This is a genomic window from Pseudomonas sp. XK-1, assembly GCF_038069885.1.
GTDB lineage: Bacteria > Pseudomonadota > Gammaproteobacteria > Pseudomonadales > Pseudomonadaceae > Aquipseudomonas.
The window spans coordinates 125,151-149,477 of the sequence record NZ_JBBPES010000009.1 but is presented as its reverse complement, the minus strand read 5'-3'; the positions used below and the strand labels follow the sequence as shown (position 1 = coordinate 149,477).

General features: G+C 62.8%; 25 protein-coding genes. 9 read left to right on the top strand and 16 right to left on the bottom strand.

All coding sequences use genetic code 11. The features are described from left to right. Positions 1 to 33: 33 nt before the first annotated feature. Entirely contained in the window at positions 34 to 855 is an 822-nt protein-coding gene (locus tag WMW70_RS20990) for a substrate-binding periplasmic protein (RefSeq protein ID WP_445942178.1), read from the top strand. 39 nt (positions 856 to 894) lie between these two features. Here the strand turns inward: WMW70_RS20990 and WMW70_RS20985 are convergent, their stop codons facing one another. The 7 genes from WMW70_RS20985 to WMW70_RS20955 form a co-directional block, all read right to left on the bottom strand. After that, positions 895 to 2,229: a hypothetical protein gene (locus WMW70_RS20985; RefSeq protein WP_341439406.1), complete on the bottom strand. Its 1,335-nt coding sequence runs from the start codon at positions 2,227 to 2,229 to the stop codon at positions 895 to 897. 40 nt (positions 2,230 to 2,269) lie between these two features. Beyond that, on the bottom strand, positions 2,270 to 2,446 hold the full coding sequence (locus tag WMW70_RS20980) for a DUF2897 family protein (protein WP_341439405.1): 177 nt from the start codon (positions 2,444 to 2,446) through the stop codon (positions 2,270 to 2,272). A gap of 263 nt (positions 2,447 to 2,709) precedes the next feature. Next, entirely contained in the window at positions 2,710 to 4,056 is a 1,347-nt protein-coding gene (locus WMW70_RS20975) for a class II 3-deoxy-7-phosphoheptulonate synthase (RefSeq protein ID WP_341439404.1), read from the bottom strand. Positions 4,057 to 4,205: 149 nt separating this feature from the next. Beyond that, positions 4,206 to 4,940, bottom strand: a complete 735-nt coding sequence (locus WMW70_RS20970; RefSeq protein WP_341439403.1) for a sulfite exporter TauE/SafE family protein — start codon at positions 4,938 to 4,940, stop codon at positions 4,206 to 4,208. Then, positions 4,940 to 5,722, bottom strand: a complete 783-nt coding sequence (locus WMW70_RS20965) for an SDR family NAD(P)-dependent oxidoreductase (protein ID WP_341439402.1) — start codon at positions 5,720 to 5,722, stop codon at positions 4,940 to 4,942. Before WMW70_RS20965 ends, WMW70_RS20970 begins: the two co-directional genes overlap by 1 nt. Then, the gene (locus WMW70_RS20960; protein ID WP_341439401.1) at positions 5,722 to 6,657 is read right to left on the bottom strand and encodes a bile acid:sodium symporter family protein; all 936 of its coding nucleotides are present in this window, start codon (positions 6,655 to 6,657) and stop codon (positions 5,722 to 5,724) included. The genes WMW70_RS20965 and WMW70_RS20960 overlap by 1 nt, the downstream gene beginning before the upstream one ends. Next, entirely contained in the window at positions 6,657 to 7,997 is a 1,341-nt protein-coding gene (locus WMW70_RS20955; RefSeq protein ID WP_341439400.1) for a flavin-containing monooxygenase, read from the bottom strand. Before WMW70_RS20955 ends, WMW70_RS20960 begins: the two co-directional genes overlap by 1 nt. A 163-nt stretch (positions 7,998 to 8,160) precedes the next feature. On the opposite strand from WMW70_RS20955, the gene WMW70_RS20950 reads away from it, so the two are divergent. Then, positions 8,161 to 8,934, top strand: a complete 774-nt coding sequence (locus tag WMW70_RS20950; protein WP_341439399.1) for a spermidine synthase — start codon at positions 8,161 to 8,163, stop codon at positions 8,932 to 8,934. 99 nt (positions 8,935 to 9,033) lie between these two features. Here the strand turns inward: WMW70_RS20950 and WMW70_RS20945 are convergent, their stop codons facing one another. Then, a complete protein-coding gene (locus tag WMW70_RS20945; protein WP_341439398.1) occupies positions 9,034 to 9,825 on the bottom strand; it encodes a crotonase/enoyl-CoA hydratase family protein in 792 nt (263 codons plus the stop codon). 352 nt (positions 9,826 to 10,177) lie between these two features. Between WMW70_RS20945 and WMW70_RS20940 the strand changes: the two genes are divergently transcribed. Further along, positions 10,178 to 11,893, top strand: coding sequence for a DEAD/DEAH box helicase (locus WMW70_RS20940; protein WP_341439397.1), 1,716 nt, complete (start codon positions 10,178 to 10,180; stop codon positions 11,891 to 11,893). A 148-nt stretch (positions 11,894 to 12,041) separates the two neighbouring features. Here WMW70_RS20940 and WMW70_RS20935 read toward each other — a convergent pair whose 3' ends face one another. After that, the gene (locus WMW70_RS20935) at positions 12,042 to 12,809 is read right to left on the bottom strand and encodes a DODA-type extradiol aromatic ring-opening family dioxygenase (protein ID WP_341439436.1); all 768 of its coding nucleotides are present in this window, start codon (positions 12,807 to 12,809) and stop codon (positions 12,042 to 12,044) included. 175 nt (positions 12,810 to 12,984) lie between these two features. Between WMW70_RS20935 and WMW70_RS20930 the strand changes: the two genes are divergently transcribed. Continuing rightward, complete coding sequence (locus WMW70_RS20930) at positions 12,985 to 13,641, top strand: thiopurine S-methyltransferase (RefSeq protein ID WP_341439396.1); 657 nt, start codon at positions 12,985 to 12,987, stop codon at positions 13,639 to 13,641. A 147-nt stretch (positions 13,642 to 13,788) separates the two neighbouring features. Here the strand turns inward: WMW70_RS20930 and htpX are convergent, their stop codons facing one another. The 4 genes from htpX to WMW70_RS20910 form a co-directional block, all read right to left on the bottom strand. Beyond that, the gene (gene htpX, locus WMW70_RS20925) at positions 13,789 to 14,661 is read right to left on the bottom strand and encodes a protease HtpX (protein ID WP_341439395.1); all 873 of its coding nucleotides are present in this window, start codon (positions 14,659 to 14,661) and stop codon (positions 13,789 to 13,791) included. 144 nt (positions 14,662 to 14,805) lie between these two features. After that, complete coding sequence (locus WMW70_RS20920) at positions 14,806 to 15,258, bottom strand: hypothetical protein (RefSeq protein WP_341439394.1); 453 nt, start codon at positions 15,256 to 15,258, stop codon at positions 14,806 to 14,808. Then, a complete protein-coding gene (locus WMW70_RS20915; RefSeq protein ID WP_341439393.1) occupies positions 15,258 to 16,001 on the bottom strand; it encodes an SDR family NAD(P)-dependent oxidoreductase in 744 nt (247 codons plus the stop codon). The genes WMW70_RS20920 and WMW70_RS20915 overlap by 1 nt, the downstream gene beginning before the upstream one ends. Before the next feature lie 12 nt (positions 16,002 to 16,013). Next, positions 16,014 to 17,225 (bottom strand): pyridoxal phosphate-dependent aminotransferase, encoded by a 1,212-nt coding sequence (locus WMW70_RS20910; RefSeq protein ID WP_341439392.1) that lies wholly within the window; start codon positions 17,223 to 17,225, stop codon positions 16,014 to 16,016. 238 nt (positions 17,226 to 17,463) lie between these two features. Between WMW70_RS20910 and msrB the strand changes: the two genes are divergently transcribed. From msrB to WMW70_RS20895, 3 genes are all read left to right on the top strand, one after another. Then, on the top strand, positions 17,464 to 17,859 hold the full coding sequence (msrB, locus tag WMW70_RS20905) for a peptide-methionine (R)-S-oxide reductase MsrB (protein WP_341439391.1): 396 nt from the start codon (positions 17,464 to 17,466) through the stop codon (positions 17,857 to 17,859). A 109-nt stretch (positions 17,860 to 17,968) separates the two neighbouring features. Continuing rightward, on the top strand, positions 17,969 to 18,454 hold the full coding sequence (locus tag WMW70_RS20900) for a glutathione peroxidase (RefSeq protein WP_341439390.1): 486 nt from the start codon (positions 17,969 to 17,971) through the stop codon (positions 18,452 to 18,454). Next, entirely contained in the window at positions 18,451 to 18,918 is a 468-nt protein-coding gene (locus WMW70_RS20895) for a MarR family winged helix-turn-helix transcriptional regulator (protein ID WP_341439389.1), read from the top strand. Before WMW70_RS20900 ends, WMW70_RS20895 begins: the two co-directional genes overlap by 4 nt. Before the next feature lie 27 nt (positions 18,919 to 18,945). Here the strand turns inward: WMW70_RS20895 and WMW70_RS20890 are convergent, their stop codons facing one another. Further along, positions 18,946 to 21,261, bottom strand: a complete 2,316-nt coding sequence (locus tag WMW70_RS20890; RefSeq protein ID WP_341439388.1) for a hybrid sensor histidine kinase/response regulator — start codon at positions 21,259 to 21,261, stop codon at positions 18,946 to 18,948. A gap of 97 nt (positions 21,262 to 21,358) precedes the next feature. On the opposite strand from WMW70_RS20890, the gene WMW70_RS20885 reads away from it, so the two are divergent. Next, complete coding sequence (locus tag WMW70_RS20885) at positions 21,359 to 22,252, top strand: ATP-binding protein (RefSeq protein ID WP_341439387.1); 894 nt, start codon at positions 21,359 to 21,361, stop codon at positions 22,250 to 22,252. After that, entirely contained in the window at positions 22,245 to 22,727 is a 483-nt protein-coding gene (locus tag WMW70_RS20880; RefSeq protein ID WP_341439386.1) for a GAF domain-containing protein, read from the top strand. Before WMW70_RS20885 ends, WMW70_RS20880 begins: the two co-directional genes overlap by 8 nt. 9 nt (positions 22,728 to 22,736) lie before the next feature. Here the strand turns inward: WMW70_RS20880 and WMW70_RS20875 are convergent, their stop codons facing one another. Together WMW70_RS20875 and WMW70_RS20870 are read right to left on the bottom strand one after the other, a co-directional pair. After that, positions 22,737 to 23,399: a glutathione S-transferase family protein gene (locus WMW70_RS20875; protein ID WP_341439385.1), complete on the bottom strand. Its 663-nt coding sequence runs from the start codon at positions 23,397 to 23,399 to the stop codon at positions 22,737 to 22,739. Positions 23,400 to 23,434: 35 nt separating this feature from the next. Beyond that, a complete protein-coding gene (locus WMW70_RS20870) occupies positions 23,435 to 24,205 on the bottom strand; it encodes a hypothetical protein (protein ID WP_341439384.1) in 771 nt (256 codons plus the stop codon). Between the last annotated feature and the right edge of the window lie 122 nt (positions 24,206 to 24,327).

Genomic DNA, 24,327 nt, shown 5'->3' with positions numbered 1-24,327 from the left:
TGGCAGCCATAAGTAAGTGAGGAAGTTGGCCATATGCCTGTGTCCATGGGTAGGTTGATCAGGGGTTGCAGTCTGGCGCTTGCGTTGTGGGTGTCTGCACCCCTGGCCGCCGAGCAAGTGGTGCATGTTGCTGGCGTGTATTTTCCGCCCTATGTGTTCAAGTCCGACGAACAGTTGCGCAAGACGGGACTGCTCGCGGATCTGCTGGATGAGCTGAACCGGCAGCAGGCCGAGTTCCGCTTTGTCATGGTGCCGACCTCGATCAAACGCCGCTTCGGTGATTTTCAGCAGGGGCGGATCGACCTGGCCATTTTCGAGAATCCGGCCTGGGACTGGCAGGACATTGCCCATAGCGCCGTGGATATGGGCCTGGAGGACTCGGAGGTGTTTGTCAGCCGAGCCGAACCGGGGCGCGACCAGCATTATTTCGAGCGGTTGGAGGGCAAGCGTCTGGCCCTGTACCACGGCTATCACTATGCCTTTGCCGACTTCAATGCCGAGCCCGAGTACCTGGTCAAGCGCTTCAACGCGACCCTGACCCATTCCCATGACAGCAACCTGCTAATGGTATTGCACGGGCGGGCGGATATCGCCCTGGTGACGCGCTCCTATATCGGCGACTTTCTTGAGCGCTACCGCGAATACGCCGGGCAACTGCTGATCTCCGAGCGTGTCGATCAGCGTTATCGCCACCATGTGCTGCTGCGTCCCGGTGCGCCGATCAGTGCCGATCAGTTCAGCGCGCTGCTTGAAACGCTTCGCCGCAATCAGCGTTTGGCCGAGATATTCGGGCGCTATCACGTGACGGTCGTGCCTAAGGCCGATACCTCGCTTAGCGCCGGTGGCGGGGGCTAGTTGTTTGTTATGTACCCAGACGCTTATGGCCGCCAGGGCCTATGGCTGCTGAAAGTAGCGCTCAAGTAGATAGGGATCGTCGAAATGTGCGCGGCCGATAAAGGCGGTGGCGTGTCGTCCCCACTGGCGCATGGCACCCGGCGACTTGACCCCGGACGGCCATAATAGCCAGCGTTCCAGACGTTGGCTGCCGGCAATCAGGCCGTCTGCGCGGTACAGGCTACGTTGACCCTGGGGGTGTGGCAGCTGGCGCAGGTGGTCGAGGGGCAGGGTCTGGTAACTCACCCCAGGGTAGAGCGAGCGACGGGCATCGACCCAGCTCAGGTTGTGCTCGCCCGCGCTCAACCACAGGGTGGCGGCCCGGTCGCCCGCGAAGTTCAGGCGGTGCGCCTGACGCGCCTCTTCACCCACAGGCTGCCGTAACTGCAGCGGCGAGCCAGCCGGCAGGTAGAAGCTGTGCCAGCAGCCGCAGGGGTGGATGCTGTCGTAGAGCAAGGCATGCCCCTGCTGGTCCAGAGTGACGCGCCAGATCAGGCCGTCCAGTTCGCCGCCGAACAGATCCAGAGCGTGGGGCTTGGGCCGCTGGCTGAACCAGAGCTGGTAGCTCAGCTGCAGGTGCCAGCGCCCCTGCAAGGGGCTCCAGCCGCTGTGCCGGTATAGCCGAATATGCTGCTGATTGAAGCCCCGCGTGCCATCGGCGCGAAACTGGGGGCTGCCAAGCCTGTCGCTGCGGCTGGCTTGCTCGACCTTCAACCAGGGTGTGTGGCGGTTGAAGAGGGCTTCGAGTTCTGCCGGCTGGGCCTGGGGCAGCCTCAGGGCATCCTCGACTAGCCTGATCGAAATCGTCTGGGTTCTGCTTGGTAACGGCTGGTAGCCCAGCCACTGTGCGCCGTCTGTGGGAGCTTTGGCCCGGCCCGCGCTGTGTTGCCAGGCAGCCACGCCTCTGGCGAAGATGGGTTTGAAAAGAGGGTAGAGGCCCGCCACGCGTGCCCAGGTGCGGTAGTCGTCGGCCACCTGGGCCGCTGCGACTGCGCGGGCAAAGGCGGGTGGGTTGTCGAGCAGGTGCTCGACCTGACGGCTGCGGCAGGTACTCAGCGCCTGCTGGCGCTGCGGGCTGCTCCACAGCCGCCGCGGCTCGTCCGCCAGTTGCGCCAGCTCGATCATGCTGGCTTCGGCGTCCCGTGCGGCCAGGCGCTGTAGCCACAGCCGCCGTTGCGCCCGGCTTTGCGCATTCGCACCCAGGGCCGCCAGGGTGCGCTCGCTGCGCAAGCCGGCAAAGCCCTCCAGAGGCTGATACTGTGCGTCCCGCTGTGCCCGGGTGGCACCCTGCAGTTGCTCGAACAGCGCCGTACAGCTATCGCCGTCCGTAGCCATTGGCAGCTGCGAACAGCCAAGCAACAGGACGCACAGCAGGCTAGCGCTGCTCAGCGTCCTTGGCATCTTGGGCGTCCATCTCGAGGTTGCGTTTGCGGACGATTTCCCGCTGTTCGGCGGTCAGGGGAACGTCTTTGGCGGTGCGCAACAATACGAGCAGGCCGCTTACAATCGAACCCAGTACGAGCACCAGCAGTAACCAGATGTACCAAGGCATGATTCATTCCTCCATGTAGGCTTCACCATATCGCGCCTGGGGCGGTTTGTCAGAAGCGCTTGGTGGTGGGCCTCGCTTGCCTCACTGCCTGGCGTCAAAAGGTGCGGCCGCCGGGTGTTGTTGTCGCGCTAAGCGCGGCAGCGGCAGCAGGTCGGTGGTGCATGCGTGAGCGCCTCAGCGGTTCGAGGATTGCTCGCGGGCATATGACCCCGCTCCTGCGCGGTATCTCGGTTGCAGGAGCGGGCCATGCCCGCGAACAGCAGCTAGCGCCGCACCTGCTTGAGGGTTTCGGCGATCAGGAAGGCCAGTTCCAGGGACTGGTCGGCGTTCATTCGCGGATCGCAGTGGGTGTGGTAGCGGTCCGACAGGCTGTCCTCGGTCACCGGCCGCGCGCCGCCGATGCATTCGGTGACGTTCTGCCCGGTCATCTCGATATGGATGCCGCCGGCGTAACTGCCTTCGGCCTGGTGTACGGCGAAGAATCGCTTCACTTCGGCGAGGATCTGCGCAAAGTCGCGGGTCTTGTAACCGGTGGAGGCCTTGATGGTGTTGCCGTGCATCGGGTCGGAACTCCACAGCACCTGACGACCTTCGCCCTGGACCTTGCGCACCAGGCGCGGCATATGGGCTTCGACCTTGTCCGCGCCCATGCGCACGATCAGGTTGAGGCGACCCGGGTCGTTGTCCGGGTTGAGGATGTCGATCAGGCGGATCAGCTCGTCGGGGTCCATGCTCGGGCCGACCTTGACCCCGATCGGGTTGCCGACACCGCGCAGGAATTCGACATGGGCCCCATCCAGCTGGCGGGTGCGGTCGCCGATCCACAGCATATGGGCCGAGCAGGCGTAGTCGCCGCCGGTCAGGCTGTCGCGACGTACGAAGGCCTGCTCGTAGTTGAGCAACAGGGCTTCATGGGCGGTGAAGAAGCTGGTCTCGCGCACTTGCGAGGAGCCGTCCATGCCGCAGGCACGCATAAAGGCCAGGGTTTCGTCGATGCGGTTGGCCAGGTGGCTGTACTTCTCGGCCAGGGCCGAGTTGGCGATAAAGTCCAGGTTCCACTGGTGCACCTGATGCAGGTCGGCAAAACCGCCCTGGGCGAAGGCACGCAGCAGGTTGAGCGAAGCGGTGGACTGGTGGTAGGCCTGCAGCAGGCGCTCCGGGTCCGGCACGCGGCTGGCAGAGTCGAAGCCGATGCCATTGACGATATCGCCGCGGTAGGCGGGCAGGGTCACGCCGTCGATGGTTTCGTCATTGGCCGAGCGTGGTTTGGCGAACTGGCCGGCCATACGCCCGACCTTGACCACCGGGCAACCAGCGGCGAAGGTCATGACGATGGCCATCTGCAGCAGCACCTTGAAGGTGTCGCGGATTTTTGCGGCGGAAAACTCGGCGAAGCTCTCGGCGCAATCGCCGCCCTGCAGCAAGAAGGCGCGGCCCTGGGTCACCTCGGCAAACTGGCGGCGCAGTTCGCGGGCCTCGCCGGCAAATACCAGCGGCGGATAGCCGGCCAGGGTCTGCTCGACTCTGCCCAGGTGGGCGGCATCCGGGTACTGCGGTTGCTGCTGGATGGGCTTGGCTCTCCAGCTTTCGGGGCTCCAGGGTTGCGACATTGCGGTTCTCGGCTTCTGACAATTCGGGCGAGCGGGCATGGTAACCGATAAGCCCGGCGCTTCAAGCCGATAGGCGCGATAGAGCCGCTGCATGGTGACGCACGGCTCAGGCGATGGTGGGTTTTAAACCTGCGGCCTCGCCAACACTTTTAGTGGCCTGCTACCAGTAGCAGGCCGCCGGTGACCAGCAGCAACAGGTAGATGGCGATGCGGAAATGCTGCTCGTTAAAACGCCGATGCAAACGCTCGCCTAGCCATACGCCGATCAGCAGCAAGGGCGCATAGCTGAGCACTTGTGGCAGGGCGGGCAGCAAACGGCCGTCGAGCAGAAAGGCCACCGTCAGCAGGCTGTTGAGGCTGAACCACACAGTGACCAGGGTGGCGCGCAGGCGCGCCTTGTCCAGCTGGGTGCCGGCCAGGGCGAGTACCAGCAGCGGCCCGCCGGAGGCAAACAGGCCATGGCTGATGCCCGCGCACAGGCTAAGCAGGCGGCTAAGCCACAGGGGCCGCACGGGTTGCACTGCAGCGTGACGCAAACGCCATAGCTCGCGGGCGGCGAACCACAGCACCAGTGCGCCAAACAGGCGCTTGGCCAGGGCGGCGTTCAGCCAGGGCAGCAGGGCGTAGCCGATCAGGGTGCCGACGACCATACCTGGCAGGATCATGCTCAGCAGCAGTGGGCGGTCGATCATCTGTCGATGCCGCCAGACCAGGTAGCCGGTCATGCAGATATTCAGCGGCACCAGAACCGGCAGCAGCTGGTCGATGGGTAGCAGCAAGGCACCCAGAGATAGGGCGATGACGATGCTGCCGAAACCGGTGATCGCCTCCAGGGTGTAAGCCAGCAGGATAAAGCCGGCCAGCGTTAACCAAATAATGTCCATCAGCCCATCTCCGCGGCGAAACGTGCGCTCATCTTGCGGTAATAAAACCCGGGAGTGATGCGCCAGAGCAGGCTGGCCAACCAGCTGCCGCGGTCGGGAAACAGCCGTTCGCGGCCTTGCCTCTGCGCCTGGAGAATCTGCGCGGCCATCCAGTCGGCACCGCGTATATGGCCAACGGTCGAGCGACCGTGTTGTGCCTGCTTGCCGTCGCCGCCGAGGGCGTTCTGCTCGATGGGTGTATCGAGAAAGCTCGGGTACACCAGCAGCATGCCGATGCCATCGCGAGCGGCCTCGGCGCGAAAAACCTCGAAGAACTGGCCGAGGGCGCTTTTCGCGGCGCAATAACCGGCGCGGCCCAGCACCGGCATCCAGCCGGCCATGGAGCCGATGGCGATAATCTGCCCACCGCTCTGGCGCAGCAGCGGCAGGGCGCTCAGGGTCAGTTCCACGGGAGCCTGATAATCCACGGCCATGACTTTGCGCAGCACCACCGGGTCTGTCTGCATGGCGGGCGAGCGGTGGGTGATGCCGGCGTTATTGATCAGCACATCGAGGCCGCCGAAGCGCTCGCTGCAGGTTTGCAGCAATTGCTGATGCAGATGCGGGTCGGTGATATCGCCGGCCAGGCCGATTACCCGCTCTGCGCCCAGCTCATTTACCCGCGCGCTCAGGCCGTCAGCATTGATATCGGTGAGCAGCAGGTTGCAGCCTTGCCCGTGATAGGCGCGCGCAAGCTGCCAGCCGAGGCCACTGGCGGCCCCGGTGATCAATATGCTGTGCATTATTTTTCTCCCGCGCTGGCTAGAACCGCAGGTATTAGCGGCAGGCTTGCGGGTGGTCGACGCGACCAGATAAACGCCAGGGTCAGGCCGCTGACCAGGTGCCAGCAGCCCCAGAACGCGGCGATCAGCAGCATGCCGCTGGCCTGGGGGAAGAAGGTAAAGATGATCACCAGGCCCAGGGCCGAGTTCTGAATGCCCACCTCCAGGGTGATCGCCCGGCGATCCGCTGCCGGCAGCCCGGATAGCCGCGCGCAGCCGTAGCCTACCGCCAAGGCCAGGGCGTTGTGCGCCACCACCAGCCAGAAGAACAGATGGAAATGGGTGATGAACTGGTCGAGGTTGCGGCTGAAGGCCAGGGTCACGAAGGCCAGCATCACCAGCAGGGCAAAGATGCGCAGCGGTTTTTCCACCCTGAGGGACAGGCTGGGAAAGCGCCGGCCGATCCACATGCCGGCGATCAGCGGCAGGCCGAGTACCAGCAATACCAGAAGCAGCAGGCTGACCGGTTCCAGGGCGATTTCAGTCAGCAGCGGGCGGGTCAGCGGGTTGAGCCAGGCGTAAAAGCCGAAGTTCAGTGGCGTCAGCACGCTGGCGGCGAGACTGGACACGGCGGTCATGCTCACCGATACCGCGACGTTGCCACGGGCCATCCAGGTCATGATGTTGGAGAAGCTGCCGCCGGGGCAGGCCGCCACCAGCATCATGCCCAGGGCCAGCATCGGCTCGATGCGCAGCGCCCAGCAGGCCAGGCAGGTCAGTGCCGGCAGCAGAATAAACTGTGCCAGCAGACCAATCATCGGTGCCTTGGGCTCGCGGACGATGCGTTTGAAGTCATCCAGGCGCAGGTCCAGCGAGACACCGAACATCATCACGGCGAGGATGATGTTGATCAGCACCAGGCTGCTGGGGTCGAACTGGATATTCACCGGCTCCATCACGGGCTTCCTTCAATTGTGCGGCTGGTGGCAGTGGGCAGTGCCGCTAGGCCGGCGCGCAGGTTGTTGCTGTGCTGCGCGATGCTCTGACGATAGCTGTCCTTGTGCACGTAGTAGGCCATGCGTTCCAGTTGCAGGTATTGGTAGCCACCGTCCAGGCGCATGCTCGCCCGTTCGCGCTTGAGTGCCTGGAAGTCCTTGGCCGCCTGGCTGCCAGCCTGCAGGCTCTTGATATACAGCGCTACCAGCTCGGCCTGCTCGTCACGGCCCTGCCAGCCGAGGCCGGAGGCTTCGACCATGCCCAGCATAAACAGGTCGTCGTACTCGGGGTGGAACACGTTGAGGTACAACTGCGGCGCGCCGGCGCTACTCGGCCAGTTGAGGTGCGCGCGGTCGATAAAGGGGTAGTCGAGCTTGTAGCCGGTGCCTTGCAGAATCAGGTCGTACTCGGCCTGTTCGCCATCGCTGAAAGTCACTTGCAGGCCATCGACCTTGGCCACATCGCGGCGCGCCTTGATATCGCCATGGCCGAGGTAATGCAGCACCAGTGAGTTCATCACCGGGTGTGATTCGTAGAGTTTGTAATCCGGGTCGGGCAGGCCGTACTGCGACGGTTTGCCGACCAGCGCGCGCACAAGCAGGCCGTCGAGAAATTGCTTGAGCGGGCGCGGCAGTTTGATCGCGCCGCCGAGGGTGTCAGTGGGGCGGCCCAGGGTGAATTTGGGCAGGAAGTAATAGCCGCGGCGCACCGACAGATCCACCGAGGCGGCGCGGTGGACGGCGTCTACGGCGATATCGCAGGCGGAGTTGCCGCAGCCGATCACCAGTACGCGCTTGCCGTCGAACACCGCCGCCGAGCGGTAGTCGCTGGAGTGCATCAGCTCGCCAGTGAATTCTCCAGGCAGCGCCGGCCGATTGGGCGCGTGCAGGGTGCCGTTGGCCATCAGCACGCCGTCGACCAGCCATTCGCGCTGCACGCCGTCCTGCTCGCTGACCAGCTTCCAGCCTTTGTCCAGACGCTGGATTGCCACCACACGGGTATTGAATTGGTAATGCGCATACAGGCCGAAGTGCTCGGCGTAGTCGCGGAAGTAGCGGCGCATTTCACTGTGATGCGGGTAGGGAGCCACCTCGGCGCGCATCGGGAATTCGCTGAACTGGGTGGTGCCCTTGGAGGAAATCAGGTGCGCCGAGTCGTACATGGTGCTGTGCGGGTTGTCGATGTCCCACAGGCCGCCGACATCCGCGTGCAGTTCGAAACCGACAAAGTCGATGCCGTGCTTGTGCAGTTGACGTGCTGTACACAGCCCCATGGGGCCGGCACCGATAATGGCGTACATGGCAAACCTCGATATTTGTTTTTATTGTTGTAGCCGCATAGCGACGAACTCGGCGCTCCCGACTGCGGCAAATTATCGCGTGACCAGGGGAGGGTGCCTCAATGACAATTAGCGCCTTTCCCCTGGCCGAAATGGTCGGGGATGTCATGGTGGAGAGTGGTGGATGCCAGGTTTACCCCCGGTCGGTCAGATGCCGGACCCGCTGTTGATCGCCGAAGTGCACGATGCCTTCGGGGTGATCCAGGTAGTCGAAATGGGTGCTTATCGCTTTCTCGAGTTCGGCGAAGCGATCGAGCAGAGCTGCGTCTATATGCCGGACCCCAGCTGGCTGGAGTATGACTATACCCGCGCCATGCTGCTCGGTGCCTTGTGCCATGAGCACCCGGAAAGCTCGCTGTTTCTCGGCCTCGGTGCCGGCAACCTGACCCAGGCCTGCCTACGGTTTCTGCCGCTGGAAGATGTCGAGGTGATTGAGCTGCGCGCCGATGTGCCGCGCTTGGCCATGGAGCATATGGGCCTGGTCGATGACCCGCGCCTGACCATCCGCATCGGCGATGCCCTGGAACTGCTGGAAAGCGCGGAAAAGACCGATCTGCTGTTTGTCGACCTTTATACCGATCACGGCCCGGCGACCGGGCACCTGGCCTGGCGCTTTCTGGAAAACTGCCAGAAGCAGCTCAACCCTGGCGGCTGGTTGATTATCAACCAGTGGGCCGGCAACGACGGCAAACCGCTTGGCGCACCGCTGCTGCGCGGCCTCTACCATCGGCATTATTGGGAGTGCCCGGTTAAGGAGGGCAACGTGGTGTTGCTGGTGCCGGCGGATCTTGACCAGCAGCTCGACCAGGACGAGTTGTTGCGCCGCGACGAGCTGCTGGCCCCGCAGCTGGGGTATTCATTGCGGTCGTTGATACAGGCGCTGCGCCCGGCGACCTAAGCAGGTGCCGGTCCGGTAGGGTGCGCCGTGCGCAGCGGCGCAGGCCAGAAGATCCTGGTGCGCACGGCGCACCCTACGGGTTGGGCTGTTCCGCGTTCTTCAGCGCCCCTTAAAGTCGCCCGGGCGGCGTTCCAGCATCGCTTTGACGCCTTCCTGGGCATCCTCGCTAGCCATCAGCCGGGTGACGGTGGGGTGCAGGTTCGCGGCTGCGGCTGTCGGGCCTTCGACCACGGCCTGGCGCGCCGAAGCCAGGGTGGCCTCGACGCCCAGTGGTGCTTGGGCGGCAATGCGTTCGGCGAGCCATAGCGCCTTGGGCAGCAACTCTTCGCTGGCGACAACTTCCTGAATAAGGCCCAGGCGATAGGCTTCGTGAGCATCGAACTCATCGCCAGTCAGCAGCCAGCGCATGGCATTGCCCCAGCCAGCGGTCTGATGCATGCGCAAAGTGGCACCGCCGAAGGGGAAGATGCCGCGCTGCACTTCCATCTGGGCGAAGCGGGTATTGCTGGCGCACAGGTTGATATCCGAGGCCAGCATCAGCTCAATGCCGATGGTGTAGCAGTAGCCTTGCGCGGCGACGATCACCGGTTTGCTCACTCGTGGCCCGCCGAATACGCCCCAGGGGTCGCAGCCGCCGTCCGGTATCTTCCAGCCGGCGGCGAACTGCGCCGCTACATTGGCCAGGTCCAGCCCGGCGGTAAAGTGCTCACCATGGGCAAATACCAGCGCCACCCGCGCCTCGCTGTCACGCTCGAACTCTCCGTAGGCCAGGCACATGTCGTCGAGCATGGGCATATCGAAGGCATTGCGTTTGCTCGCTCGGTCCAGGCCGATCAACATGATCTGGCCGCGTTTTTCACGGCTGACGCGGCCGCTGGTGCTTTGGGTCATGGCGGGGAGTCCTTGTGCGCAGGTTAGTAAACTGGGGCTGAAGCCGTTACAGCATGGCAGCTGCAGGCTATCAGAGCATGACCGTATGGCACGCTATAGGCGTTATTTCTGCTTTATTTAAGGTCTGTGTGCGGAAAAGCAGGCACATCGGCCAGGTTTTCCGGTATAGTGCGCGCCGGTCAATTCTTGGCCACGTTCAGGTAGTACAACTCGCCCGAAGGTTAACTTTGGCAGTTAGTCCGTTTTGCGGACTATCCTTGACGATTCATTTATCACACGTTTTCGCAAATCCCCGCCGACATGGCTGCCAGGGTGACTTTCGGGTCTTACACGGCATGCGCAGCTTTGGAACATGGGTCTTTGCGGATGCACTAGAGGCAGACCCATGACCCAGGAAATCGGCGGCTTCGCCGCTCTCGATCTACACCCCAATGTTCTCGCTGCTGTAATTGCCACTGGCTATGAAGAGCCTTCGGCTATTCAGATTCAAGCGATTCCAGTAATCCTCGCCGGCCACGACATGATCGGCCAGGCGCAGACCGGTACCGGTAAAACCGCTGCCTTCGCCCTGCCAATCCTCAGCCGCATCGACCCGGCCAAGCGTCAGCCACAAGCGCTGATCCTGGCTCCGACTCGTGAGCTGGCGCTGCAGGTTGCCACCGCTTTTGAAACCTACGCCAAGCAAATGCCGGGCGTCAGTGTTATCGCCGTTTACGGTGGTGCGCCGATGGGCCCGCAGCTCAAGGCTATTCGCAATGGCGCACAGATTGTTGTGGCCACTCCAGGTCGCCTGGTTGACCACCTGCGTCGTGACGAGAAAGTGCTGTCGACCATTCAGCACCTGGTTCTCGACGAAGCCGACGAGATGCTCAAGCTGGGTTTTATGGATGACCTCGAAGTCATCTTCAAAGCCATGCCGGAAAGCCGTCAGAGCGTGCTGTTCTCCGCCACGCTGCCGCACTCGATCCGCACCATTGCTGAAAAACACCTGCGTGACCCCAAGCACGTCAAGATCGAAACCAAAACCCAGACCGTAACTGCCATCGAGCAGGTGCATCTGATGGTTCACGCCGACCAGAAGCACGCTGCGGTACTGCGTCTGCTGGAAGTCGAAGAGTTCGACGCGCTGATCGGTTTCGTCCGCACCAAGCAAGCCACCCTGGACCTGGCCGCCGCGCTGGAAGCCAAGGGCTACAAGGCTGCTGCACTGAACGGTGATATCGCGCAGAACCAGCGTGAGCGCGTGATCGACTCGCTGAAAGATGGCCGTCTGGACATCGTGATCGCTACCGACGTTGCCGCTCGCGGCCTCGACGTACCGCGCATCACCCACGTGATGAACGTGGACATGCCCTACGATCCGGAATCCTACGTACACCGCATCGGCCGTACTGGCCGTGCCGGTCGTACCGGTCGTGCCCTGCTGCTGGTGACGCCGCGTGAGCGCCGCATGCTGCAAGTGATCGAGCGTGTGACTGGGCAGAAAGTTGGCGAAGTCAAGCTGCCAGACGCCAAGCAGGTTCTCGATGCGCGCATCAAGAAACTCACCAACAGCCTGGCTCCGCTGGTTGCTGATGCCGAAGCCAGCCACGGTGAGCTGCTAGACCGTCTGACTGCCGACATCGGTTGCAGCCCACGTGCCCTGGCCGCAGCTTTGCTGCGCAAGGCCACCAATGGCCAGGCTCTGACCCTGGCTGAAGTCGAGCGTGACCAGCCCCTGGTACCAAACAGCAGTGGCCCGCGTGAACGTAGCGAGCGCAGTGATCGCTCTGAGCGTCCTGATCGCGACGGCAGCCGTGAGCGTCGTGCGCCGGTGCCATTGGCCGAAGGCCGTGCCCGCTGCCGTACCGCTCTGGGCGCTCGCGACGGCATCGCCGCGAAGAACCTGCTGGGCGCGATCCTCAACGAAGGCGGCCTGGTCCGTGAAGCCATCGGCCGCATCCAGGTGCGCGAGAGCTTCAGCCTGGTCGAGCTGCCGGAAGAAGGCCTCGAGCGTCTGCTGACCAAGCTGAAAGACACCCGCGTCGGTGGCAAGCCGCTGAAGCTGCGTCGTTATCGCGAAGATTGATTCTTCGCTGAATAAAGGAGCCCCGCCTAGTGCGGGGCTTTTTTATGTGTTGAGTTTTGCGCCGTAGCGCTTGCCCGTCCGGCTTACCTGTAGGGCTGTAGGCAAACCAGGTAGGCGCGGACTTGTCCGCGATAAGGGCTGAGGCGACTCAGCTGAAACTGTAAATATCCATCCCCAGCGCGCCTAGGGTAAAGCCGCTGTGCTCGACTTTGAACTGGCCGCCTGCGGCCTCGGCGAAGAACAGCGGCAGCAGGTGTTCATCGCTGGGGTGGTTGCGCACCGCATGGGGTGCTTGCCGGCGGTAGTCCTGCAGCGCGGCGTTGTCCTGCGCGGTCAGTTTGTCCACCACCCAGTCGCGGAATGCCTGGGCCCAGGGCTCGATCTGCTCCGGCGCTGCTTGCCAGTCCAGCTCACCGAGGTTGTGGGTGATGCTGCCTGAGCCAACCAACAGCACGCCCTGGGCGCGCAGGCCGGCCAGGGCCTGGCCGACCTTGCGTTGCAACGCCGGGCCTTGCTGGCTGGGCAGCGAGACCTGCACCACGGGAATATCGGCTTGTGGGTACATCAGGGTCAGGGGCACCCAGGCACCGTGATCCAGTGGCCGCTCGGCGTCGAGCCGCGCCGGCAGGCCGGCTTGGGTCAGTAGGTTCACAATCTCGCCGGCCAGTTGCGGTTCGCCGGGGGCGGGGTATTGCACCCGGTAGAGTTCGGCCGGAAAGCCCCGGAAGTCATGCCAGGTATCTGGTTTGGCGGCGCTGCCGACCCGCAGCTCGCGGCTTTCCCAGTGCGCAGAAACCACCACAATGGCGCGGGGTCTGGGCAGTTGGCTGGCCAGGCGGGCGAGGGCGGGGCCGCTGGCACCGGGTTGCAGGGCCAGCATGGGGGAGCCGTGGGAGATAAACAGGCTGGGTAACATGGCGTTCTCCTGATCGAGTGCATTCATAATCTATCAGTCAATACGGCCATAAAAGCGCAAATATCCGGGTTTATTAATCGGTTAGGTAGATTGTTTCTTCTCATGGCCAATGGTCGATTGGTCTTGCTCGGCGCTTTCCGGCAGGATTGGCCGCTGAATCTTTCTCGGAGTCGATATGCACGCGGAATTCTGGCAGGCGCGCTGGGCGCGCAGCGAAATAGGTTTTCATTTGTCCGAGGTCAATCCCTACCTGCAGCGCTATTGGCCCGACCTGGGTCTGGCGCAAGGCTCGCGGGTGCTGGTGCCTTTGTGCGGCAAGAGCCTGGATATGCTCTGGCTGGCCGGCCAGGGTTATCGGGTGTGCGGGGTCGAGCTGGCGCAGAAGGCGGTGGAGGATTTTTTCGCCGAGCACCAGCTAGAGCCGGTGATCACCGAGGAGGGCGGCTTCAGGGTCTATCGCTGTGATGCGCTGGAGATCTATTGCGGCGATTTCTTTGCGCTGACACCCGAGCAGGTCGCCGAGTGCCAGGGCCTGTATGACCGCGCGGCGCTGATTGCACTGCCGCCGGAGATGCGTGCACGCTATGTCGCGCACCTCGCGGCCCTACTGCCGCCGGATTGCCAGGGCCTGCTGGTGACCCTGGACTACGAGCAGGCGCAAATGGATGGGCCGCCCTTTGCCGTGTCCGATGATGAAGTGCAGCAGCGCCTGGCTGACACCTGGCAGGTTGAAACGCTGGAGTGCAGTGATGTGCTGGGGCAGAACTGGCGTTTTCTCCAGCGCGGTCTGCAACGCCTGGATGAGCGGGTATACCGCCTGCGCAAGCAGTAACTCGCGGATAGAAAAAGCTCGGTTCAGTTAAGGGGGCTTTTGTTGCCCGCAAGGCGCACCCTACCCAAACGGCACATGCCACACGGAATTGGTACATAGCCATAAAAAAGGGCGACTAAAAAGTCGCCCTTTGCGTTTCCGCTGTACTTAGCCGCGCTGACGCAGGGCTTCGATGCGCACTTCCAGTGGCGGGTGGGTCATCAGCAAGCCTGCCAGGCCGCCTTTCAGGCCGCCGTTGATGCCGAAGGCGGTCAGGCTGTTGGGCATGGTCACTGGTACTTCCTGCTCGGCGCGCAGGCGCTGCAAGGCGGCGATCATCGCGCCAGTGCCAGCCAGGCGGGCACCGGCCTCGTCGGCCTTGAATTCGCGCTTACGCGAGAACCACATGACGATGATGCTGGCCAGTATCCCCAGAACAAGCTCGGCGAAGATGGTCGCCACGAAGTAGCCGATGCCCGGGCCGTCTTCGTTTTTCAGGATCACCTTGTCGACGAAATTGCCGAAGATCCGCGCGAAGAACATCACGAAGGTGTTCACCACGCCTTGAATCAGCGCCAGGGTGACCATGTCGCCATTGGCCACGTGGCCGATTTCGTGGGCCAGCACGGCGCGCACTTCGTCGGGCGAGAAACGCTCCAGCAGGCCCTGGCTGACGGCTACCAGGGCGTCGTTCTTGTTCCAGCCGGTGGCGAAGGCGTTGGACTCATAGGCCGGGAAGATACCCACTTCCGGCATCTTGATCCCGGCTTCGCGGGACAGTTCTTCCACGGTCTGCAGCAGCCACTGTTCGTGACGGGTGCGTGGCTGGGTGATGATTTCGGTTTTGGTGCTCATCTTCGCCATCCACTTGGACAGCAGCAGCGAAATCAGCGAACCGGCGAAACCGAACACGGCACAGAAAACCAGCAGGCTGCCATAGTTCTGACCGGTAAAGCGGTCCACCCCGAGCAACTTCAGGGTGATGCTGGCGATTATCAACACCGCCATGTTGGTGGCCAGGAACAGCATAATGCGCATCATGGTGTATTGAGACTCCTCACGGGAAAGATCTGTCTGGTCGCTGAAAGCCCTGTTTCGGCGGCGTCGCCTGGTTTTCAACAACCACTCTTGGTTATGCCGGCTATATAAGGGCGCACCCCCCGGCACTTCAACCTGGCGACTATTTCAAACTATGTCGCTTGCGCCGTTCAGGCTGCTCTCGAACAGCAGTCGACTGAGGCGCGAGATGCGTTCGCCGTGGCGCTGGCTCAGTGCCTCGCGCAGCTGGAAGGCCAGGGTGGCGTGCACGCGGCGCACGCTGGGCGGCAAGGCTTCCCCTTCGCGCAGGGCATGGGGTACGGCGCGGGTCAGGCGCAGAAAGCCCTTTTCGCTGAGCACCGCCTGGTCCAGGGCGTCGTAGCCGATGGTCGAGTCGAAGCGGATATAGCCTTCCTCGGCCAGCCACAGCAGGGCACCCAGGCAGCTTTGGTGGCGGGGTGTGGGCAGGCCGAACTCGTCCGGCTCCTCGCGGCCGATCAGGTCTTCGACATACAGTGCCGCCTTGCGTGGAAATACCTGGTAAAGGCTCAGCAGGCCGGCGGCCGCGTCCTTGTAGAATTCGTCGATCTGCAGGTCCATCAGAATTTGCCAATCATCGAGGTGGGCAGATAGGGCAGCAGGCGGCCCAGCAGGGCCCAGGGCCAGCCCGGGACATAGGCGCTGGCGGCGCGTTTGTCGATATGCCGGGCGATCAGCGCCGCGCCGCGTTCCACGTCAATCAGGAAAGGTCGGCTAGCCATATCGCTGTTCAGTGGCGTATCGATAAAGCCCGGCAGCAGCAGGGTGGTGTCGATGTTCTTGCCCAGCAGTTCGGCGCGGGTGGCTTCCATATAGCTGATCAAGCCGGCCTTGCTCGCCGAATAGGCCGCTGTATGGGGCAGGCCGCGTTTGCCGGCCACCGAGGCGACGGCGACCAGGTGGCCGTGACCTTGTTGGCGAAACAGCGCGCAGGCGGCATCGAGGCAAGCAATCGCACCGATCAGGTTGGTTTCCAGGGTCAGTTGGGCGCGCTTGAAGTGGCCGCCCCCAGCTTTGCCGGTCAGGGCGATGCCGGCGTTGGCGATCATTCCGTCAAGCCCGCCGAGCAGGTTGGCGGTCAGGCCCACGGCGTCCTGGCAGGCGGCGTAGTCGGTCACATCCAGCGGCAGGACCACCACCTTGCGCTTAAAGCGCGCCTGCAGCTCGGCGGCCAGCAGGTGCAGGCTGTCTTCGCGGCGCGCGGCCAGGGCCAGGTCGTAACCCCTGGCCGCCAGCTCGCGGGCCAGGGCGGCACCGATGCCGGAACTGGCTCCGGTCAGCAGGTAGCGTTTGCCCTGGCTCATGGCGTTCTCCGCTTACTGTTGGTAGGTCTTGAGGAAGCTGCCGATACGGCCTATGGCCATTTCCAGCTCATCCACCCGCGGCAGGGTGACCACGCGGAAGTGATCCGGCCATGGCCAGTTGAAGGCGGTGCCCTGGACGATCAGCAGTTTCTCCGAGAGCAGCAGATCGAGAACGAATTTCTCGTCGTTATGGATCGGGCAGACCTTGGGGTCGATCTTCGGGAAGGCGTACAGCGCGCCCATGGGCTTGACGCAGCTGACCCCGGGAATGTCGTTGAGCAGCTCCCAGGTGCGGTTGCGCTGCTCGAGCAGGCGGCCGTTGGGCAGCACCAGGTCATTGATGCTCTGGTAGCCGCCCAGTGCGGTCTGGATCGCGTGCTGACTCGGCACGTTGGCGCACAGGCGCATGTTGGCGAGGATATCGATGCCTTCGATATAGCTCTGCGCACGGTGCTTGGGCCCGGAAATCGCCACCCAGCCGGAGCGGAAGCCGGCCACGCGGTAGGACTTGGACAGGCCGTTGAAGGTCAGGCAGAGCACGTCCGGGGCCAGGGAGGCGGTTGAGATATGCTGGGCTTCGTCGTAGAGGATCTTGTCGTAGATCTCGTCGGAGAACAGCACCAGGTTGTGCTGGCGTGCCAGTTCGACGATGTCCATCAGCACTTCTCTGGAATACACCGCGCCGGTGGGGTTGTTCGGGTTGATCAGCACCAGGGCCTTGGTGTTCGGGGTGATCTTGGCGCGCATATCGGCGATATCGGGGAACCAGCCGGCCTGCTCGTCGCACAGGTAATGCACCGGCTTGCCGCCAGACAGGGCGACTGCAGCAGTCCACAGCGGGTAGTCCGGTGCCGGGATCAATACTTCGTCGCCGTTGTTGAGCAGCGCCTGCATGGCCATCACGATCAGCTCAGAGACGCCATTGCCGAGATAGATATCCTCGATACCAACGCCTTCTACCTGCTTTTGCTGGTAGTACTGCATGACTGCCTTACGCGCGCTGAACAGGCCTTTGGAGTCGCTATAGCCCTGGGCGGTGGGCAGGTTGCGGATCACGTCCTGAAGGATTTCCTCGGGGGCTTCAAAACCGAACGGTGCCGGGTTGCCGATATTCAGTTTGAGGATGCGATGACCTTCCTCTTCCAGGCGTTTGGCGTGCTTGAGCACCGGCCCGCGAATGTCGTAGCAGACGTTGGCCAGCTTGTTCGATTTGCTGAACTGCATGTAAGGAATCCCGAATGGTGAAACGCCGCTGAATTACCTTGCAAAAGACTCGAACTGGCAAGCCTTGGCAGGGTGTAACGCCGGTGACAGACTGGGGTCGAATGATACGTGGCAGTCCGACCTTGGCAAAGGTACTGGTCGGGCTTTTTTGTGCTCAGCACATCCATGTGCTTTACCCCTTCGGGGCTTGCGCGCAAAAACGCTCCCGGCGATTTTTTCATGTAGAGGAGACCTGTCTGTGGACAAGCTGGAAAAACCCCTGGAAGCCTGGCGCGAAGAGCTTTCCGAGGAGCAGTTTCATGTCTGTCGCCTGGGCGGCACCGAGCGCGCCTTTACCGGTCAGTACCACGACAGCAAGGTGCCGGGTATTTACCACTGCGCCTGCTGCCAGGCCGAGCTGTTCGACTCGGATGCCAAGTACGACTCCGGCAGCGGCTGGCCGAGCTACTTCCAGCCGGTCAGCAGCGAGGCCATCACCAGTGTGGATGACTTCAATCACGGCATGCATCGCATCGAAGTCAAATGCGCCAAGTGTGATGCGCATCTGGGCCATGTATTCCCCGATGGGCCGGCACCGACGGGGCTGCGTTATTGCATCAACTCGGCATCGCTCAAGCTAATACCTAAGGCTTAAGGCCATTGCATAGGCCTGCATCAGCAGGCCTTATCTTGCTGCAATTAAATTGCATGCAATTTAATTGCTCGCTATTTTACGGGTACTCCCACTTATCAGGATGACCAGCATGAGCAACGCACTCTTCGATATTCCGGTTACCACCATCAAGGGCGAGCAGAAGACCCTGGCCGATTTCGGCGGCAAGGCCGTGCTGGTGGTCAATACCGCCAGCAAGTGCGGTTTCACCCCGCAGTACAAGGGGCTGGAAAACGTCTGGCAGCAGTACAAGGACCAGGGTCTGGTGGTGCTGGGTTTCCCCTGCAACCAGTTCGGCAAGCAGGAGCCGGGTGACGAGGGTGCGATCAGCGAGTTCTGCGAGCTGAACTTCGGCGTGAGTTTCCCGCTGTTCAAGAAGGTTGATGTGAATGGCAGCGATGCCCACCCGCTGTTCGTCAATCTGAAGAAAAGCGCCCCGGGCCTGCTCGGCAGCCAGGGCATCAAGTGGAACTTCACCAAGTTTCTGCTCAGCGCCGACGGTGAGGTGATCAAGCGTTTCGCCCCGACCACCAAGCCTGAAGATCTGACTGCCGAGATCGAAGCGCTGCTGAAATGACCCAGGCCAGCTTGCACGCGGATGAAGGGCTGCAGCTGGACAACCAGCTGTGCTTCAAGCTTTACGCCGCCTCGCGGGCGGTGATCCGTGCCTACAAGCCGATGCTCGATCAGCTCGGTCTGACCTATCCGCAGTACCTGGCCATGCTGGTGCTATGGGAATGGCAGCAACAACCGCCCGCGCAACCCACGGTGAAGGCCCTGGGCGAGCGCCTGCTGCTCGACTCCGGCACCCTGACGCCCCTGCTCAAGCGCCTGGAGGCCCAGGGGTTGCTGCTGCGCCGGCGTTCGGCCAGCGATGAGCGGGAGATGCACCTGGGGCTGACCGCAGCCGGTTGCGCCTTGCGCGAACGGGTGATGCCGCTTAAGGAGCAGCTGCTCTGTGAGCGCGGGGTCGATGCCCAAGCCCTGGCGGCGCTGCGCGGTCAGGTGGCTGTGCTGCTCGATCAGCTTGTGGCGCGTTGACGCCACAGGACGGCGCGCAACAAAGCCTCAATTGACCCTGGCAGTCAGCCACTGATCGAGCAGGGCGGCCAGTTCTTCCTTGCGGAAGGGCTTGGCCAGGTAGTCGTTCATGCCGGCTGCGCGGCAGCGCTCGCGTTCGTCGGAGAGCGCGTTGGCGGTCAAGGCGATGATCGGTAACTGCTGGTGCTCGGGGTGCTGACGGATATGGCGGGTGGTTTCATAGCCGTCCATGACCGGCATATTGCAGTCCATCAGCACCAGGTCGACCTGCTGCTTCTCCAGCACCGCCAGGGCCTCGCCGCCGTGATTGGCCAGCAATACTTCGCAGCCCAGCTTGCCGAGCATGCCCTTGGCCACCAGCTGGTTGACCGGATTGTCTTCCACCAGCAGCACCCGTGCCTGACGGCTGTTTTCCGGCTCGGCCTGTGGTTGTATCGCCCTCGGCTCGTGTTGCCCCAGACTGCGTCGTAACGCCTGCAGCAAGGCCTGGCGGGCCAGGGGACGGGCCAGCTGTTCGATGGGGGCCAGGGCCTGGACCTGGGTTGCGGAGAGAAAGTTGCCGTAGGCGCTGACCAGCAGGATGGGCTGGTGATACGTCGTGCGCAGTTGTTGCAGGCACTGCGGACAGTCGCTGATCAGCAGGTCGGCGGGGTGGCCGTCCAGTTTGGCGTCGGGATCCAGGTGCACATAACTCAGCCCCCAGGCCGGCAGCAGGCTCGCCAGTTGTTCGCTGAGGCCCGAGCTGGCCGGGCTGACCACCAGAGCGCGGCCGGTCAGATGGGGGAGTTGCTGGGCGCTGGCCTGGGTGGGCAGTGGCAGGTCCATGCAGAACTGGCTGCCGAAGCCTTCCCTGGTCTCCAGGCTCAATTGCCCGTTCATGGCTTCGCAGAGCCGGCGGGTGAGGGCCAGGCCCAGGCCGGTGCCGCCGAACTGCCGGGTGATGCCGACACCGGCCTGGGCGAAGGGGTGGAAAATCCGCGTCTGAGCTTCCTCGGCGATACCGATGCCGGTGTCCCGAACGACGATTCGCACCCCCTCGGAGTGCGCGCTGACGCGAATATCGACGCGACCGAAACGGGTGAACTTGAGGGCGTTGGACAGCAGGTTGCTGACGATCTGGCGCACCCGGGTCGGGTCGCCCAGGAGCAGGGTGGGCAGTTGCGGATCGATCAGGCAGGTCAGTTCGACCCCGGGTGCAGCATTCTGCGAGAGCAGGTTGGCGGTGTCCTCGACCAGGCTGGCGAGGTCGAAGGGAATGCTTTCCAGTTCGAGCTGGCCGGCCTCGAATTTCGACAGGTCAAGGATGTCGTTGAGCAATTCCACCAGCACCTTGCCGGAGTCATGGGCGATCGACAGTTGCTGGCGCTGCTCATTGTTCAGCGGGCCATCCAGGGACAGGGCGAGCATGCCCAGCAGGCCGTTGAGTGGGGTGCGGATTTCATGGCTCATATTGGCCAGAAAGGCCGAGCGCGCCTGGGCCATGTCCAGGGCGGTGCGCCGGGCCTGTTCGAGCTCGCGGTTGGAGTCGAGCAGGCGAGTATTGGTGGCTTCCAGTTCGGCGGTGCGCGCCGACACCACGTCTTCCAGTTGCGCCAGGTACTGGGTCAGGCGGCTTTCGGCCTGTTGCCGCTGTTCGATCTCGCTGGCGATGCTGCTCAGCTGGCGGTTGGTTACGTCGACCAGTACGCCGATTTCGTCGCGTTCGTGGTTGGGCGGGTAGGGCAATTTGCTGGTCTTGGGGCTGCGCAGGTCGCGCTCGCTGAGGGCGCTGATAAAACCGGTCAGCGGTTTGGTCAGCATGAAATAGAACATCACCAGCAGGATCAGCGAGAGCAGCAGGCTGCGGGCGAAGCCGGTCAGCAGGGTGAGCAGCGAGCGGCGCAGGAAGTGGCTGCCGAAGGCATAGGTGTCCACTTCCAGGCTCAGGCTGCCTAGGGCCTCGCTGGGCGAGTGGCTGACGAACAGGGCGGTCTCGAAGTGCCGGCGTGGGCCGAACATGAAGTCGCTGAGCACCCGGTAGCGGCTTTGCATGGCCGGGCGGTTGACCGTGGCCAGGGTCAGCTGGTTGTTGTCGATGATCTCGGCACTGATGACCGCCGGCGAGCGCAGCAGACCCAGCACCAGTTCCTGAGCCAGTTCGGCGTCGATGTTGTAGGCGATCCGTGCGGCCGGGTTGTGGCTGATCTCCAGCAGCGCATTAATCTCGCGATCGATGGAGGCATCTTCGCTGGCATAATCGATGCCGACCTGCAGCACGCTGAGCACTGTGCCGAGGATAAACGCCACCAACACGGTCAGGCCGGCCTGCTTGAATGACAGGCGTTGGGTTAACGCTATATCCATATGGCTGGTGTTCTCGTGTGAGTCGCCTGCCAAGCATAGCCCATCTGTTTTACCTGACGGCAGCCCCCGGGCGGCCCTGAATATTCTGGAGTGTGTCGTGGATTCCCGTTTGAGCACTTTTTTACAGGGGGCCGAGCAGCTGATGCTCAGGCTCGAGCCCTGGTTGCCGGTGCAGCGCAGTGCAATCGACTGGCAGCAGAGCCTGGCGGCCCGCTGGCAGCGTGAAGGGCGCGGCGGTTACCTGCAACCGCTTGCGGTCAGTCTCGACCTGCGCCTGAGTGATCTGATCGGCGTGGATCGTCAGTGCGAGCAACTGGCGCGCAATACCCGGCAATTTATCCGTGGCCTGCCGGCCAACCACGCGCTGCTCTGGGGCGCGCGTGGTACGGGCAAGTCGTCCCTGGTGCGGGCGCTGCTGGCCGAACAGGCGGCGGCGGGGCTGCGCCTGATCGAGATCGAGCGCGATCATCTGGCCGACCTGCCGCGGGTGGTCGAGCAGCTGGCGGGATTGCCGCAGCGCTTCGTGCTGTTCTGCGATGACCTCTCGTTCGAGTCCGGCGAGGGCGACTACCGCATGCTGAAAACCGTGCTCGATGGCTCCCTGGAGCGAGCGCCGGACAATGTCCTGCTGTACGCGACCTCCAACCGTCGTCATTTGTTGCCGGAGAAGGAAAGCGACAACCAAAACTGGCAGCGTGTCGATGGCGAGCTGCATCCCAATGAGGCGGTGGAAGACAAGATTGCCCTGTCCGATCGCTTCGGTCTGTGGCTGTCCTTCTATCCCTTTACCCAGGATCACTTTCTCGCCGTGGTGCGCCACTGGGTCGAGGTGCACGCGGCCCAGGCCGGGCTGCGCTGGGAGTGGAGCGAGGCCCTGGAAAAGGCCGCGATACGCTGGGCGTTGGGGCGCGGAAATCGCAATGGCCGCTGCGCCTATCAGTTCGCCCGGGACTGGGTCGGCCTGCAACTGCTGAGTCAAGACGATGATTGATCTGCAGCAGAGTGGTCGGGGGCTCGATGGCTACCCGTTATTGTTCGCCCAACTGCAGGCGCTACTGGCCGATGAGCGCGACTTTATTGCCAATGCCGCGCAGTTTTCCGCGTTCCTGTTTCAGGAGCTGGCTGATCTGAACTGGGCCGGCTTCTACCTGGCCCGGGGCGAAGAGCTGGTGCTGGGACCCTTTCAGGGGCGGGTGGCCTGCGTGCGGATTCCCTTCGGCCGTGGGGTGTGTGGCGTGGCGGCGGCCACCCGGCAGAGCCAGCGGGTCGAGGACGTGCATGCCTTTGCCGGGCATATCGCCTGTGACAGTGCCACCGCCAGCGAGCTGGTGCTGCCACTGGTCAAGGACGGTCGGCTGATCGGTGTACTCGACCTGGACAGCCCCAGGCCGGCACGCTTTTCGCTGCAGGATCAGGCCGCTATCGAGCGGTTGGCCGAAATCTTTCTGCAATTGACGGACTGTTGAACCCGGGGCTCAGGCCTTGCCAGCCATCTTGGCCAGGGTGCGCAGCTCGCCAGGGAGGACCTTCTGCAGCGATGGCCGCGCCTTGATCCGCTCATGGAAGGCGGCCAGGTTGGGCCAGCGCTGGGCGTCCAGTTGCACGTCGCCGTGTTCCATATTGATCAGCTGGCAGGCCAGTGCCAGGTCGGCCAGGGTCAGGCTGTCGCCGACCAGGAACTCGGCGTTGCCCAGGCTTTGCTCAAGGTAGTCGAAGTGCGCCGGCAGTTTCTCGCTGAGGGCTTTTTGTACCGCCTGCTCGTCGCAGGGCTGGCCCATGCTGGGTTTCAGGGCGCGGTTGCGAAACAGGGTGAAGGTGCACAGAGGCCCCAGCTCATAGTCGGCGTATTTCTCCAGCCAGCGCACCCTGGCGCGTTGTTCGGCAGTCTGCCCGAGCAGTGGCGGTAGCTGCGGGTACTTGTCCTCGATGTACTGGCAGATCACGCTGGAGTCGGCGAGGCTGAAATCGCCATCCTTGAGCGCCGGGATCCGCCCCAGGGGGCTGAGTTCGCGGTACCAGTCCGGTTGAGCGAAGGGCAGGATAATCTCCAGCTGATAGTCCAGGGATTTTTCGTCCAGCAGCAGCCGCACCTTGCGCACATAGGGCGACAGCGGGGCACCGTAAAGCGTCAGGCTCATGGCGGGTCTCGTCTTCAGTTGAGCGGCGGGCGACCTCAGTCGTAGATGTTCTTTTTCTTCCAGTCTGCTTCGCTTTCCAGGGACTCAAGACCCTGGTTCAGCTCGCTGGCTTCATCGGTGGAGGGCTGGGTCTTGTCCAGCACCATGGCATTGGCGCGGGCCAGTTGCTCCTCGAATGTCTTCAACTCGTGCTGGTAGCGGGCGGGATCATTCTGTTTGCGCAGGTATTGCGCGCCGCGCTCGAAGGCCAGGCGTGCCTGGCCTGGCTGACCTTGCTGCAGCGCCTGCTGGCCGAGGTTGCCGAAGAACTCGATATGCACCTGGGTCAACATATGGCGGATCTCTTTCAGCCAGTGCTTGGCTTCGTTGGCCGGTAGCAGGCCTTCCTGAGCCGAACGGGTCATCTGACCGTGGAGGTTTTCCAGCTGGTAGCGGATTTCCTTGGCCTTGGCCTCGGAAAGGATCTGTTGCGGCGGGTTGTTGACCGGTATCGATTCGCCGAGGGCGATCAGTTTGCGCAGCTCGTCGATGCGCGCCTTGAGTCCGCTGTTGTTCTTGTCCAGCGGCAGTAGGCGTTCGCCGAAATGCAGTTGCAGGCGGCTGAGCAGGAGTTTCAGGGCGGGGGTCATCAGCTGGCCGGGCAGGGTTTCCGCCAGGTCCTGGCTGCGCCGCAGGCGATCACTGAGGTCGGCCTTGAGGCGGGCCTTTTCCAGCTTGTTGTTCTCGACCATATGATTGATGTAAGCAATGGCCATCAATAAGGCGATGCCGGCGACAATCATTATGGTAATCACGAGTGGGGACATGGGTACAGCCTCTCGAACACCGATTTTCGTTCGAGTGTAGTGCGTTAGCCTTGAGGCTGATAGAGCGGCATCATATTCAGGGTTGAAGTCGTTGATTTATAAAATTTTTTATAGAGAGGTTG